This is a genomic window from Mammaliicoccus sp. H-M34, assembly GCF_022386495.1.
Taxonomy (GTDB): domain Bacteria; phylum Bacillota; class Bacilli; order Staphylococcales; family Staphylococcaceae; genus Mammaliicoccus; species Mammaliicoccus fleurettii.
In genome coordinates, this window is record NZ_JAJNIK010000002.1 from 184255 (window position 1) to 198452 (window position 14198).

General features: G+C 30.3%; 13 protein-coding genes. 10 read left to right on the forward strand and 3 right to left on the reverse strand.

Annotated elements, in window-relative coordinates:
• Positions 1–94: 94 nt before the first annotated feature.
• From rpsP to rplS, 5 genes are all read left to right on the forward strand, one after another.
• On the forward strand, positions 95–370 hold the full coding sequence (gene rpsP, locus LQ608_RS03155) for a 30S ribosomal protein S16 (protein ID WP_078356127.1): 276 nt from the start codon (positions 95–97) through the stop codon (positions 368–370).
• 13 nt (positions 371–383) lie between these two features.
• Complete coding sequence (locus tag LQ608_RS03160; RefSeq protein WP_016910740.1) at positions 384–611, forward strand: KH domain-containing protein; 228 nt, start codon at positions 384–386, stop codon at positions 609–611.
• A 62-nt stretch (positions 612–673) separates the two neighbouring features.
• The gene (gene rimM / locus LQ608_RS03165; protein ID WP_239749540.1) at positions 674–1174 is read left to right on the forward strand and encodes a ribosome maturation factor RimM; all 501 of its coding nucleotides are present in this window, start codon (positions 674–676) and stop codon (positions 1172–1174) included.
• Positions 1174–1896 carry a tRNA (guanosine(37)-N1)-methyltransferase TrmD gene (gene trmD, locus LQ608_RS03170; protein WP_078356129.1) on the forward strand — a complete coding sequence of 241 codons (723 nt, stop codon included), beginning with the start codon at positions 1174–1176 and terminating at the stop codon, positions 1894–1896. Before rimM ends, trmD begins: the two co-directional genes overlap by 1 nt.
• A 128-nt stretch (positions 1897–2024) precedes the next feature.
• Entirely contained in the window at positions 2025–2375 is a 351-nt protein-coding gene (rplS, locus tag LQ608_RS03175) for a 50S ribosomal protein L19 (RefSeq protein ID WP_078356130.1), read from the forward strand.
• Positions 2376–3035: 660 nt separating this feature from the next.
• Here rplS and LQ608_RS03180 read toward each other — a convergent pair.
• The 3 genes from LQ608_RS03180 to LQ608_RS03190 all read right to left on the reverse strand — a co-directional run bounded on the left by LQ608_RS03180 (position 3036) and on the right by LQ608_RS03190 (position 9307).
• The gene (locus LQ608_RS03180) at positions 3036–5603 is read right to left on the reverse strand and encodes a YfhO family protein (RefSeq protein ID WP_239749542.1); all 2568 of its coding nucleotides are present in this window, start codon (positions 5601–5603) and stop codon (positions 3036–3038) included.
• Positions 5604–5757: 154 nt separating this feature from the next.
• Positions 5758–8352, reverse strand: coding sequence for a YfhO family protein (locus tag LQ608_RS03185; protein ID WP_239749544.1), 2595 nt, complete (start codon positions 8350–8352; stop codon positions 5758–5760).
• A 25-nt stretch (positions 8353–8377) separates the two neighbouring features.
• The gene (locus LQ608_RS03190; RefSeq protein ID WP_239749548.1) at positions 8378–9307 is read right to left on the reverse strand and encodes a glycosyltransferase family 2 protein; all 930 of its coding nucleotides are present in this window, start codon (positions 9305–9307) and stop codon (positions 8378–8380) included.
• A gap of 72 nt (positions 9308–9379) precedes the next feature.
• On the opposite strand from LQ608_RS03190, the gene ylqF reads away from it, so the two are divergent.
• The 5 genes from ylqF to LQ608_RS12535 all read left to right on the forward strand — a co-directional run bounded on the left by ylqF (position 9380) and on the right by LQ608_RS12535 (position 13701).
• Complete coding sequence (ylqF, locus tag LQ608_RS03195) at positions 9380–10264, forward strand: ribosome biogenesis GTPase YlqF (protein ID WP_078356134.1); 885 nt, start codon at positions 9380–9382, stop codon at positions 10262–10264.
• Entirely contained in the window at positions 10245–11021 is a 777-nt protein-coding gene (locus LQ608_RS03200) for a ribonuclease HII (protein ID WP_239749551.1), read from the forward strand. The genes ylqF and LQ608_RS03200 overlap by 20 nt, the downstream gene beginning before the upstream one ends.
• A 103-nt stretch (positions 11022–11124) precedes the next feature.
• Positions 11125–12291, forward strand: coding sequence for an ADP-forming succinate--CoA ligase subunit beta (sucC, locus tag LQ608_RS03205; RefSeq protein WP_078356136.1), 1167 nt, complete (start codon positions 11125–11127; stop codon positions 12289–12291).
• Between the two features lie 17 nt (positions 12292–12308).
• Complete coding sequence (sucD, locus tag LQ608_RS03210) at positions 12309–13217, forward strand: succinate--CoA ligase subunit alpha (RefSeq protein WP_078356137.1); 909 nt, start codon at positions 12309–12311, stop codon at positions 13215–13217.
• 265 nt (positions 13218–13482) lie between these two features.
• Positions 13483–13701, forward strand: coding sequence for a nuclease-related domain-containing protein (locus LQ608_RS12535; protein ID WP_481817126.1), 219 nt, complete (start codon positions 13483–13485; stop codon positions 13699–13701).
• The last annotated feature ends 497 nt before the right edge of the window (positions 13702–14198 follow it).

Consider the following 14198-nt stretch of genomic DNA (forward strand, 5'->3'; position numbering starts at 1 on the left):
TGGTAAAGAGAAAACACTTTACAAACTATTTATATCCTGTTATAGTATTTACTTGTAGAAGATAAATTATAAATGAGTAAGGAGTTTTTTAAACATGGCAGTTAAAATTCGTTTAACACGTAAGGGTTCAAAAAGAAACCCATTTTATCGTATAGTAGTAGCAGATGCACGTTCTCCACGTGATGGTCGTATTATCGAACCAATCGGTACTTACAATCCAGTTGCTAAACCTGAAGCAGAAATCAAAGTTAATGAAGAATTAGCTTTAAAATGGTTAGCTGATGGAGCAAAACCTACTGATACAGTTCGTGATATCTTATCAACTCAAGGTATCATGGAGAAATTCCATAATTCTAAACTTTCTAAGTAAAGCGTAGATTATATTGGAAAAATTAATACAAACAATTATAGTACCGCTCGTAGATTATCCGGAGAACATCAATATATCTAAAGATGAACAAGATTCTAGCATTACGTTCAATATAGACGTTCATGAAGAAGACATTGGCAGAATTATTGGTAAGAAGGGCAGAATGATTAAAGCCATTCGTACAATTGTGTCTGGTTCAATGAACGAGTATGGCAAGAAAGTGTTTGTAGAAGTTAATTAAGAGTGCCTATTCGGTGCTCTTTTTTATTGTTAATTAAGAAACAGTTGAGGAGGCTTGGCTCAATGAATGTTGAAATAGGTAAAATTGTAAATACACATGGCATTAAAGGTGAAGTTAAAATATTAACCGATTCAGATTTTACAGATGAACGTTTTAAAAAAGGGCAACTTATAAAAGTGAAAAATAAAAACGAAGAAATTCCTTTTACAATTGCATCACATAGAATACACAAGAACTTTCATTTATTAACATTTGAAGGTATTCATAATATTAATGATATTGAACATTTAAAAGGTTGCAAAATTTTTCAAGATCAAGAAAATGAATCGATTGAACTAGAAGAAAATGAATACTATTATTATCAAATTATAGGATGTACTGTGTTTGTTCAAGACGACGCTTTAGGTAGAGTCGTTGATATTATGGAAACTGGTGCAAACGATGTATGGGTCGTTAAAGGTGATAAAGAATATTTAATACCTTATATTGAAGATGTTGTTAAATTAGTTGATGTTGATCGCAAAACAATTAAAATCGAACCATTAGAAGGTTTGTTAGATTAATGAAAATAGATTATTTAACTTTATTTCCAGAAATGTATGAAGGTGTGCTTAATCATTCCATAATGAAAAGAGCACAAGACAAAGAAATTGTTCAGTTTAACACTGTTAATTTTAGAGACTATGCAAATAATAAACATTCACAAGTTGATGACTATCCATATGGAGGCGGCCAAGGTATGGTGCTTAAGCCAGAGCCTATATTTAATGCCCTAGAAGCTTTGGATAAAACTGAAAAGACACGTGTTATTTTAATGTGTCCTCAAGGTGAACCATTTACTCAACAAAAAGCAGAGTCATTATCAGAAAGTGAGCACATCATCTTTATATGTGGTCATTACGAAGGTTATGATGAACGTATAAGAGAGCATTGTGTAACGGATGAAATCTCAATTGGCGATTATGTATTAACTGGCGGCGAGCTTGCAAGTATGACTATGACAGATGCTATTGTGAGACTCATACCAGGAGTACTTGGCAATCAAGTTTCTCATGAAGATGATTCATTTTCATCTGGATTATTAGAGCATCCTCAGTATACAAGACCGGCAGATTATGAAGGATTAAAGGTTCCAGATGTATTGTTATCAGGTAATCATGCAAACATAGAAAATTGGAGACATCAACAATCCTTATTGAGAACACAACAGAGAAGACCAGATTTATTAGAGCAATACCCTTTAACTGAAAAAGATCAAAAATTCTTAAATAGCAATAAAAAATAGATTGAATCAAATTACCCGATGTGATATATTAATATAAGTGTGTGAGCACAATATCACTATGATCCGCTGCTAGCATTTAATTGAATTATATACATTGGGCAAGAACATAGTCAGAAGGAGAGAAAATAATGAGTAATCATAAGTTAATCGAAGCAGTAACTAAAGACCAATTACGTACGGACATTCCTACATTCCGTGCTGGTGACACTTTAACTGTACACGTACGTATCGTTGAAGGAAGTCGCGAACGTATCCAACTTTTCGAAGGTGTAGTTATTAAACGTCGTGGTGGCGGTATTTCTGAAACGTTTACAGTTCGTAAAATTTCTTACGGTGTTGGTGTTGAACGTACATTCCCTGTACACACTCCAAAAATCGAGAAAATCGAAGTTAAACGTCGCGGTAAAGTACGTCGTGCGAAACTTTACTACTTACGTAGCTTACGTGGTAAAGCTGCTCGTATTAAAGAAATTAGATAAATTAAGACTTAGGTCATTGACCTTTGTACTTAAAGAAAAGAGCTTAGAATATATTATTCTAAGCTCTTTTTTGTGTGGAGAAAGTGGGATTGTGAGGATAGGATTGATTGTGAAACTTGAAGGCATTGATTATAGGTCGTGTGCTAAGTGGCAGGATTCCGAATAGTGCTCGTTAGATTGTTCTTAGTGGCAGAATTCCGAATAGTGCACGTTAGATTGTTCTTAGTAGCAGAATTCTGGATTGTGATCATTAGACACTATTTCTTACGGACATTTCACGGAATAATGTCCCTAACAACACCTCTTACGGACATTACTCGGAATTATGTCCCTAACAACACCTCTTACGGACATTACTCGGAATTATGTCCCTAACAGCACCTCTTACGGACATTACTCAGAATTATGTCCCTAACAACACCTCTTACGGACATTTCTCAGAATAATGTCCCTTATACAATGAAGATAGTGGGATAAAAATAAATTTTTTTGAAAAATTGGATAAGATGTAATTTATAAGGCAGTTAATTTAAGAGATCGACCAAGTTGTAGATTAAGTCAGTAGTTAATCTAAGACATCCTCAAAATCAACACTGCACAATGAAAGGCTGAGACAATTAATTTGTCTCAGCCTCTTTCAATGATTATTCAACTACTCTTTTATAATTTGTACTTTTTTCTTAACCATACTAGCAATATCAGTCCTATCAACATTCCGCAAATACTCGTTTTGAAAAATGGTGTTTCATATGTTATTTTTACTTTTTTATCATTTTTATCGACTTTGATGCTAGACATTAAATAGTTCACTTTATTTATTTTAACTGGTTTTCCATCAATTGACGCTTTTAATCCTTTATTATAAATAATTGGCATAACGAGATTGCCTGAAGGATTTTTATTCAAATCTATTTCATAATGTGTGTGTTTGTTATGAAATTTAATATTTTGAGATTGAGCATCTTTAGTAGCATTTTTTAATGTTGAATAATCTTCACCTTGTATGTTTTTTAAATTGAAATGATATGTTCCTTTTTTTAATTTTATATGAACGGTATTTGTTGATTTTATATTTGCTGTTGTAGTGTGATGTGGTCTAATATAACGATAGTTTAATCTATATCTAAATATTTTATTTTCATTTGTTGAAATATAATAGTTCATATCTCTAGGTTTTATTATTTTAGCGTCCATCATTAAATATAATGTTTTATATTTTTCAGCAGTATTTTTTGGTAAATCAATCGTTAAGCCACCACCATTTTTATTTACAGTTAAATGTTTACCATTATAACTTGCGTTATTGTATGAAATGTTTGCTGATTTAAGTAAGTCATTAGGTGGTTTAATTTGTTTGTTTGATTTTTTATCATTTGTAATTATGCCGTTTAACATGGCATGTTCTTTTTCTAAAGGGCTGTCTAAATGTGTGTCATTATAAATGTTATTAACAACTCTTGCGCTAGGCAACTTTTCTGTATTTTCATATATGTGGAAATACTCATCTTGGTCTTTAAAGGAGTCAATTCTTTTTGAAAGTGCTGGATAATGTAAATCATCTTTTGCTTTAATAGTATAATCAACATTAAATAAACTGTTTAAGTTAGCTCTTTCAGAAAAGCTAGCGTAATAACTATTACTATTTCTTGGCATACTGACTAATAAATCTTTTTCATAAAATTTAAGTATTTCTGCGTCGTAAATACTGCTATAAAGTTTAGTTCCATTAAAATCATAATACATTGCTGAATTGATAGAAAGTGGTCTTAACATATCAATACGTCTTAAATCATCAATTTGATTTTCTTTTAGTTTTTGAATTTTTGAGGATGTTTGTTGTGAATATATATTTGATTTACTGACAGTTTTAATATTTGGTGTATACTTTTTAATAACTTTATCTTGGTAGTTTTGTATAAGCGTAAATTGGTATGCAATAAGTACACAGCAAATAGCTATATTCAAATATTTAAACGGATGTTTTATTTTAAATAATAATAGAATGAGCATTATTGGTATGAAAATGATCCAACTATAAAAAGATTGTTGCCAAAATGCTGAAATAGTAATGAATAAAATAGGTGGTACAGATGCTAAAAGAAATTGTTTTACTGTGATCATTTGGATATGTTGAACAAGCATTGCAGTAAGGCCAGCTGTAGATAGAGCCAATGCATAAACCCATCTTCTTTCAGGCATTGAAAAGCCGTTGAAAAACGAATCAAAATAAGGTGACAATGATCCAATTAAAGATAAAATGGTGAATGTCGCTAATAATTTAAAATAATATTTCTTATATAATGGTTTTAAAAATAAAGCTGTAATAGATAGGAATGAAATCGTAATATAAAATCCACCATATAGCATATTATATTGCTTTTTAAATGGAATAATTGCATCAACATGATTGTTGATCAAACTTCTATCGTTATTGATATAAGATAGAACACCTTGTACAAAACCAAAATTGCCAATTAAAAAACCTATCGTAATACATAAAATGAGATACAATAATTTTTGTTTAACTGTCAAAATGTCTTCTTTATATTTAAAAATAATTCTATATATTGCATAACAAGCTAAAATAATAAATTCATAATATGTAAAGTAAAAATTAGACGTAATCGTTACCGCTACTGCAAGTGTAAGTATCGTAATTTTCTTTTGTCTAAAGAGTAGTTCAATACCTAATAAAGCGAGTGGTAGGTAGAACATAACATCGCTAAAGAACGACCAAGTGAATGTAAAATAATAATAAACTGTTGAGCAAGCGTAAAGTATGCTACCTATAAAGGCATAAATTTTGCGTATGTTGTACTTTAAAAATAAGAAATAAGTTACAACTATGATACACGCACATTTAAAGATTGCTATGACTATTTGATTTGCAATAACGATATAGACTAAGTGTTCGTAGTTTGCAAAAAATTGATATATTAAAACAAAACAAATACTGATCCAAGCAAAAGGAGAAGTTGAATAATAATAACTTAAATTAGAAAAATAATCTCCACCAAGACCAAATCCAATGTCATAAAACATTGTAAATTGTTTAGCATGCTCTATTAAAAACATTTGAAAAGGTATCATTTGTTTTAAACCGTCGCCAACACTTGTATATAAATCACCAAAGTGTATAAATCTATAAATGGTTGGTATGTAATATAGGATTGAAATAATAACTGATAGAAGTAATATGTATAGGATGTGTTTAAATTTCTTTAACATAGTCGGTACCTTTTATCCTTTTAATATGTTGTTGTATAATTAGTTAATTATTCCCAATTATATGGATTCTTAAACTTTAACAGTAATAAATTATTGATAAAGAAAAGAGGCTGAGACTTTTAAATTGTCTCAACCCCGAAAATAATAAGTTGAATTATGGTTTTCGATTAACTTTTCTTGTGAATATTATGCTCAGTCCTATGAATAGGATTGAAATGATGATCATTGTTTTAAAATAGGGTGGCGTATATGATAATTCTATATGTTTATCTTGTTTATCGACATCAACAGCAGTCATAATATGGTTTACCTTTTGAACAGGTGTTTTCTCTCCATCAACTTTAGCTCTCATACCATTTCTATAAGGGATATTGATAACCGCCGTTCCTTTATGGTGTGCTTTTAAATGTATATCTATTTTGCCATTTTCTTCTAGATAAGTGTATTGTTTACGCTTATCAGCTTGTTTCAATGCATTGTAATTCTCGCCATACAACCCTTGTAATTTTAAGTTATATTTGCCATTTGTTAATCCTATAAAAATTTTACCGTCTTTCGGTACTGGAATACGATACAATAAATCATCTTGATTCATTCTATATTTAGAGTCTTCAAACAGACGATTATTTTCATAATTATTAATTTGAATTGTAAAATTGGATTGAGGTAATTTCCGTTCTAAATGCATCATTAAATACATGTCTTCGTACTTACTTGCTACTTTTTTAGGTAAATTTATTGTTATACCATCACCGTTATTTGGAACTGTTAAAGTATTATTATTATAGTTAGCATCTCGTTCTGTAATTTTTGTTTGATTTAATAAATTTTGTGTCTTGTTTAATTGTGTATATTCTTTTGAAGAGTCAGAAGTAACAACACCTTTAATCATGGCATGTTCTAAATCTAAAGGATTACTTATCTTTTTCTTATCAAAATATTGATCTGTAACTTTAACAGCAGGTAACATTTCCTCATTTTCTAATATTTGATATTTGCCATCATCGCTTTTGATTTTAAAGTTAGCAGGTGTTTCTTTTTGATAACTCTTTTTCATAATGTATTTAGTAGACCATAAACTATATAGATTCGATCTCCCTTGCATATTGCTATAGCGACTTAAAGATTCGTCTTGTAAATTTACTTTTGCATCGCTAAATAAATATTGATTTAATTGACCATCAAAAATACTTGAATATAAACTCATACCTTTAAAATGTTGGTACATCGGCGTATTATCTTGAGTTAATACTCTCCATCCAATTCTTTCATCATCACCAGTTTGATTTTTTAATTTCGATATATGCTTACGTTGAAGGCCACTATCAAATGTGCTTGCTTGTATATAAAAATCATTTGCTCTTCTTTCGTGGTCATCATGATAGATTTGATTTTTACTATGCTCTTTTGATACAAGAAAAGATAATAACAAAATTAACAATGAATAAATTATAATTGGTAGCTTACGTGTTACATTTAAAGTTAAAACAAGCAAACCACTAATGAGTAAAATCGGAACCATCCATATCCATATGACATAATCTTTAGTTATGAAATAACTTGCAAATATAACAACAAAAGTTGGTAAAGTAGTTAAAATATAATGTTTAAGTGGAATTGTTTTAAAATAATAAACATAAAAACCAATTAAACCACTAGAGAAAAATGTTAATAAGTAATGCCATCTTTTTTGTGGAGCAGAAAAACCATTAAATACACTATCGACGTATGGTATAAAGCTAAAGACGATTAACATTATCGTAAATATACTGAATAGACGATAATAATAATGTTTATATAATTTAAATGTAAGTAATGCTTGTATCGTAATAAATAGTACAACGAATAAATAGTTGTCATAAAAAATATTGTCGTGCTTCGTAAAATCTGAAAGTAATGGTATTCTACCTTGATATACTTCTCTATTATTACCTATAAAACTATGAGCAGAATGGAAAAATACAAACAAACTACTACCTAAACCAAGAACACTGGCAATAATTAATAACGTTAATTGCTGGATTCTAGGAACAAGATCATCTTTATGAGTGAATATAAATCGATATAAAAAGTAAATTAGCCCTGTTAATAACTGGTAGTATGCAAAGTAGAAATTATTAATAAAAGTAATCGCAACAACAATAATAACCAAACCTATTTTTTTATCTTTTAAAAATCTTTCAATACTAAGAATTAAAAGAGGTAAAAGCATAAATACATCGCTAAAAAATGGCCAGTAAACTGTAAATCTAAAATAAATAGGAGATACAGCAAATAAAAATGACACAACAATAGAGGATATGTGATTTAATCCAAGTTTTTTAAATAGTAGATATGTAAAAGTCATGATTAAAAATGATTTTACGATAGATATAAATATTGCGTTTTGTGCCCAAAAAATCATATGTTCAGTATTAAAATTAAAAATGAATGAGCCTAACCAAATCAAAATTACGTTTATTATAAATAAAATATTTGTAGAAAAATAATATGCAAAATCCATAAACATATCTCCACCGAGTCCTAAATCAGTTGAATAGAAGAATGAACCACTCGTCCAATGTTCATATAAATACATTTGAATAGGGAGCATTTGTTCAATGCCATCATTAGGACCTGTGAAGATAACACCATCTTTAAAATATCTGAAAAGCACATAACTATGACCTAATATTGCTAAAATAATGAATAGGAAAATATATTTAATTTTAACCTTGTTATTTATGTAATTTTTGAATTTGTTTACCATCTCATTCACCTATATCATTATTTAATTATTCATGTTTTTTTAAATTTGATTGTTCTATTATATATTTCGGTCTATCTTTTGTTTCGTAATATATACGGCCAATATATTCGCCGATTACACCTAAACTAAATAATTGAAGTCCTCCTAAGAATAAAATAGCTGAAATTATTGTAAAATAACCAGGTTCTTCAATTCCATGTAAGAGAATATTAATAAATGTTATAAAAATATATAACAGGCATATAAACATTGTAAAGCCACCGAAATAAAAGCATAATCGAAGCGGTTTATTATTAAAACTAATTATGCCATCTATAGCATAATCAATTAATTTAAATATGGAAAATTTTGAATAACCATCATTTCTTTCTTGATGGTCAAAAGTTATTGTTGTCTTACTAAAACCAACCCACTCAAATATTCCTTTTGAAAACCTATTATATTCAGTCATTTTTAAAATTGAATTTGCAACTTCTTTCGATATTAAACGAAAGTCGCCTTCACCACTTTTTAATTTAACATCAATCATATATTGAGATAGTTTATAAAATACTTTAGCAGGAATTTTTTTAATAAATGATTCATTTTTACGATTTCTTAAAGCGACGACTTGGCTAAAGCCTTCTTCGTGTAATTGAATCAATTTTGGAATTATTTCTGGAGGATGCTGCAAATCAGAATCCATAATAATAATGGCATCTCCATTAGAATGTTCCAATCCACAATACATAGCTGACTCTTTCCCAAAGTTATTAGAGAAAGAAACATATTTAACTCGCGCATCTTTTTCGGCTAAAGATTTCAAGACTTGAAGAGAGTGATCAGTAGATCCATCATTAATAAATATTAATTCAAATTGATGTGACAAATTTAAAAAGACGTTCGAGACTTTTTCATGTAAAATAGAGATGTTAGTTTCCTCGTTATAAAGAGGAACTATAATTGATAAGAACATAACAAACCTCCTATATAGATATGGTAAATATATCATATTTCATAAGTTTAAGATAAGAAAGGATAAATATAAATGACAATTCAATGGTTCCCTGGCCATATGGCTAAAGCACGTAGAGAAGTAACTGAACAATTAAAGATGGTAGATGTAGTTTTTGAGCTTGTAGATGCTCGAATACCGTTATCTTCTAGAAATCCAATGATTGATGATATCGTTAAACAAAAACCGAGAGTTGTAATACTCAATAAAAAAGATATGTCTAAACAAAGTGAAACAGATAAATGGATGCAATATTTCAAGAATCAAGGATTTTATCCAGTACAAATTGATTCTAAACATGGTAAACATTTAGGTGAGCTTATGAAGGCTGCACAAGCTGCAACTAAAGAGAAATTTGATAGAGAAAAGAGTAAAGGACTTCGCCCAAGAGCGATTAGAGCCATGATTGTAGGGATTCCTAATGTTGGAAAATCAACCCTTATTAATAAATTAGCCAAAAAATCTATTGCTAAAACTGGAAATACACCAGGTGTAACAAAAAAACAACAATGGATTAAAGTTGGAAAAGAATTAGAACTATTAGATACACCAGGTATTTTATGGCCGAAGTTTGAAGACCAAACGATAGGAAAAAAACTTAGTTTAACTGGTGCGATAAAAGATAGCATCGTTCATTTAGACGAAGTTGCGATATATGGATTGAACTTCTTAATTGATAATGATCCTGAAAAGCTAAAACAATTTTATCAAATAGAATTAAATGAAGAAGATGAAGTTGTAGATTTATTCGATCAAATTGGTAGAAGAAGAGGTATGTTGAAACGAGGAAATGAGATAGATTATGAATCAGTAACAGAATTGATTATTAGAGACTTAAGAAATGCTAAAATAGGCAACTATTGCTTCGATATTTATGAAGAAATGAAGGATGGACTTTATGAAACAAAAGAGCATTAAAGATATTACATCTGAGATTAATCTTTATGAATCAATTGATGAAATAAAAGGCTCTATTTGTTACGAAGATGAAAGAAAAGGGGTTCAAACCGCTTTTAAAAAAAGATTAAAACAATTAGAAAAAATAGAAGATCTTAATCTGAAATATATTAAAATGAATCAATATGAGAATCAAATATTAGCTGATAAAGAAGAAGCACTGATATGTGGAATAGACGAAGTAGGTCGAGGTCCATTAGCTGGTCCTGTTGTAGCAAGTGCAGTCATTTTAGAACGAGACCATCATTATTTAGGTATTACAGATTCTAAAGCATTATCACAAAGTAAAAGAGTGTTTTTTGAACAAGAAATTTATAATAAAGCATTATCAGTAGGTATTGGAATTGCTACAGTTGAAGAAATCGATCAATTAAACATATATGAAGCTACTAAAGTTGCTATGCAAAGAGCGATTGACCAATTGGATTACAAGCCAGACCATTTATTGATAGATGCTATGAAGCTAGATAATGGTATTCCCCAAACATCAATTATTAAAGGTGATCTGAACAGTGTTTCTATCTCTGCAGCAAGTGTAATTGCAAAAGAGTACCGAGATAGATTGATGGTAAAGTTGAATTCAGAATATCCAGGATATGATTTTGATAAAAATAAAGGTTATGGTACTAAAGCTCATTTAGAAGGAATTGAGAATTACGGAATAACGCCTATTCATAGGAAATCTTTTGAGCCAATTAAATCAAAAGTGAAATATTAGTCTAACAATTCTTAAAAATAGACTCTCCTTGTTTACAATAACGCTTACATTTTCTATAATTGAGAAGTAAGCAAACATATTGTATGTAATAGGAGGATGGAGAATGAATATCCATGAGTATCAAGGTAAAGAGATTTTTCGCTCTATGGGCGTAGCTGTACCTAATGGTTCAGTGGCTTTTTCACCTGCTGAAGCAGTAGAAAAAGCAAAAGAATTAGATTCAAATGTTTATGTAGTTAAAGCACAAATCCATGCTGGTGGCCGTGGTAAAGCTGGCGGAGTTAAAATTGCTAAATCAATTGATGAAGTTCGTGAGTACGCTAAAGAATTATTAGGTAAAGTACTTGTTACACACCAAACAGGTCCAGAAGGCAAAGAAGTTAAACGTCTTTTAGTTGAAGAAGGATGCGATATTCAAAAAGAATATTACATTGGTTTTGTTATTGATAGAGCAACAGATAGAATTACTTTAATGGCTTCAGAAGAAGGCGGAACTGAAATTGAAGAAGTTGCAGCAGCAACACCTGAAAAAATCTTCAAAGAAGTAATTGATCCTGTAACTGGATTAATGCCTTATCAAGCTAGAAGAATTGCATTTAATATTAACATCCCTAAAGAATCAGTGAATAAAGCTGTTAAATTAATGATGTCTTTATATAATGTGTTTGTAGAAAAAGACTGTTCAATTGTTGAAATTAACCCATTAGTTACAACTGGTGAAGGTGAAGTTTTAGCACTTGATGCAAAAGTAAACTTCGATGATAATGCTTTATTCAGACATAAAGATATCGTTGAAATGCGCGACTTAGAAGAAGAAGACGAGAAAGAAATCGAAGCTTCTAAATATGATTTATCATATATTGCTTTAGATGGAAATATTGGTTGTATGGTAAACGGAGCTGGTTTAGCTATGGCTACGATGGATACAATTAATCACTTCGGCGGTAATCCGGCTAACTTCCTTGACGTGGGGGGCGGCGCTACTAAAGAAAAAGTTACTGAAGCATTCAAAATCATTTTAGGTGATTCACAAGTAGAAGGTATTTTTGTAAATATCTTCGGTGGAATTATGAAATGTGATGTTATTGCAGAAGGTATTGTAGCAGCTGTCAAAGAAGTTTCATTAGATATGCCTTTAGTTGTTAGACTAGAAGGTACTAATGTAGAACAAGGTAAACAAATCTTAAAAGAATCTGGTTTAGCAATCGAACCTGCATCAATCATGGCTGATGGTGCTCAAAAAATTGTTAAATTAGTTCAAGAACGATAAGAAAGGCGGAGAGTTACGTGAGTGTATACATCGATAAAAATACAAAAGTATTAGTTCAAGGTATTACTGGTGCAACAGCACTTTTCCATACGAAACAAATGCTAGATTATGGTACTCAAATCGTTGCTGGGGTAACACCTGGTAAAGGTGGCCAAGTAGTTGAAGGCGTACCAGTATTCAATACAATAGAAGAAGCAGTTGCAGAAACTGGCGCTACTGTATCAGTAATATATGTTCCAGCTCCATTTGCAGCAGATGCAATTGTTGAATGTGCAGACGCTGAATTAGATTTAGCGATTTGTATAACTGAACATATTCCAGTTATTGATATGATAAAAGTTAAGAGATATTTAGAAGGCAAAAAAACGCGTTTAGTAGGACCAAACTGTCCAGGTGTTATTACAGCTGACGAATGTAAAATTGGTATTATGCCAGGCTACATTCACAAAAAAGGTCATGTAGGCGTAGTATCACGTTCTGGTACTTTAACTTATGAAGCAGTTCATCAATTAACTCAAGCTGGTATCGGTCAAACGACAGCAGTAGGTATTGGTGGCGACCCTGTAAACGGTACAGACTTTATTGATGTATTAAAAGCATTCAATGAAGATGACGACACATATGCTGTTGTTATGATTGGTGAAATTGGCGGTACAGCAGAAGAAGAAGCTGCTGAATGGATCAAAGCTAATATGACTAAACCTGTTGTCGGTTTCATCGGTGGTCAAACAGCACCTCCAGGAAAACGTATGGGTCATGCTGGTGCGATTATTTCAGGCGGTAAAGGTACTGCATCTGAAAAAATCAAAACACTTAATGACTGTGGCGTAGATACTGCAGATACACCATCTGTTATTGCTGAAACATTAATCAACCGTATTAAAAAAGAAGACGGTTTATATGAAAAATGTTTAACAATCAAATAATTTAGTTTATATGAATAAGTGCAGTGTTTTTACGAGTAGTAAACACTGTGCTTATTTGGTGTTTTAATTTTGAGAGGAAAGGGACAATTAATTTGTTTCTCTCCTCTTATTTTTTATGGACTAAATTAAATTCATATAATATAATATATGTAAAATATTTACAAACAAGGAGTGAAAGAAGAACTTTAACTCAGATTTTTTATATTACAATGCACTACAATCAAGGTGTGAAGCTAATAATAGCAACTATGAAATAATAAATAAGATACATGGTTATGAAGGTGAACGTATTGTTGATAACCATTTAAAACTTTATGGAGATATCGTTTATAAACATAATCTTGAATTTATAGCTACGAATCCATTCCAAATTGACTTTTTAATAGTACATAATAATCAAATTAGTATTTTAGAAGTAAAACATTATTACGAGGACTTTGAATTTTTTGATCAATATATACAAAGTGCTCATCATAATCGTTAACCCTCACCGTTTATACAACTAAAAAAAGGAAAAATAAATCTCCAACAAATTCTTCTCGAAATAGATATTAACCTACCAATAAATGAATATTTAATATTCTCAAATTCAACATTTACAGCAAAATCTTCAATTCCAAAACGCTCACAAGTACTTTTGAAATCAGAATTTCATAAATTTCCAAAATTATTTCAATCAAAACAGATTACTAGGGACAAGTTGATTCTTAAGCAAATCATGTAAAAACAACAATTTTTTTCACATAAATTTAAACAGAGAATTAAACTTGATTTTTCACTTATAAAGAAAGGTATTAAATGTCCAAATTGCAAAAAGCTTTATACTATTTCAATTGAAAAAAATAAGAAGTATACGATATGCATACAATGCAAGAATACTTTCAAACGAAGGACGGTTTATTATTTCAACATAATGGAATTAGCAGTTATAAAAGGAGAAGAAGGGTTTACCTTATAAGAGGCAATTCAATGGTGTGAAGC

Bases quoted from the DNA above. Each gene is read 5' to 3' on its own strand.
- rpsP (WP_078356127.1), top strand. From the start codon at position 95: ATGGCAGTTAAAATTCGTTTAACACGTAAGGGTTCAAAAAGAAACCCA.
- rimM (WP_239749540.1), top strand. From the start codon at position 674: ATGAATGTTGAAATAGGTAAAATTGTAAATACACATGGCATTAAAGGT.
- trmD (WP_078356129.1), top strand. From the start codon at position 1,174: ATGAAAATAGATTATTTAACTTTATTTCCAGAAATGTATGAAGGTGTG.
- rplS (WP_078356130.1), top strand. From the start codon at position 2,025: ATGAGTAATCATAAGTTAATCGAAGCAGTAACTAAAGACCAATTACGT.
- LQ608_RS03180 (WP_239749542.1), bottom strand. From the start codon at position 5,603: ATGTTAAAGAAATTTAAACACATCCTATACATATTACTTCTATCAGTT.
- LQ608_RS03185 (WP_239749544.1), bottom strand. From the start codon at position 8,352: ATGGTAAACAAATTCAAAAATTACATAAATAACAAGGTTAAAATTAAA.
- LQ608_RS03190 (WP_239749548.1), bottom strand. From the start codon at position 9,307: ATGTTCTTATCAATTATAGTTCCTCTTTATAACGAGGAAACTAACATC.
- ylqF (WP_078356134.1), top strand. From the start codon at position 9,380: ATGACAATTCAATGGTTCCCTGGCCATATGGCTAAAGCACGTAGAGAA.
- LQ608_RS03200 (WP_239749551.1), top strand. From the start codon at position 10,245: ATGAAACAAAAGAGCATTAAAGATATTACATCTGAGATTAATCTTTAT.
- sucC (WP_078356136.1), top strand. From the start codon at position 11,125: ATGAATATCCATGAGTATCAAGGTAAAGAGATTTTTCGCTCTATGGGC.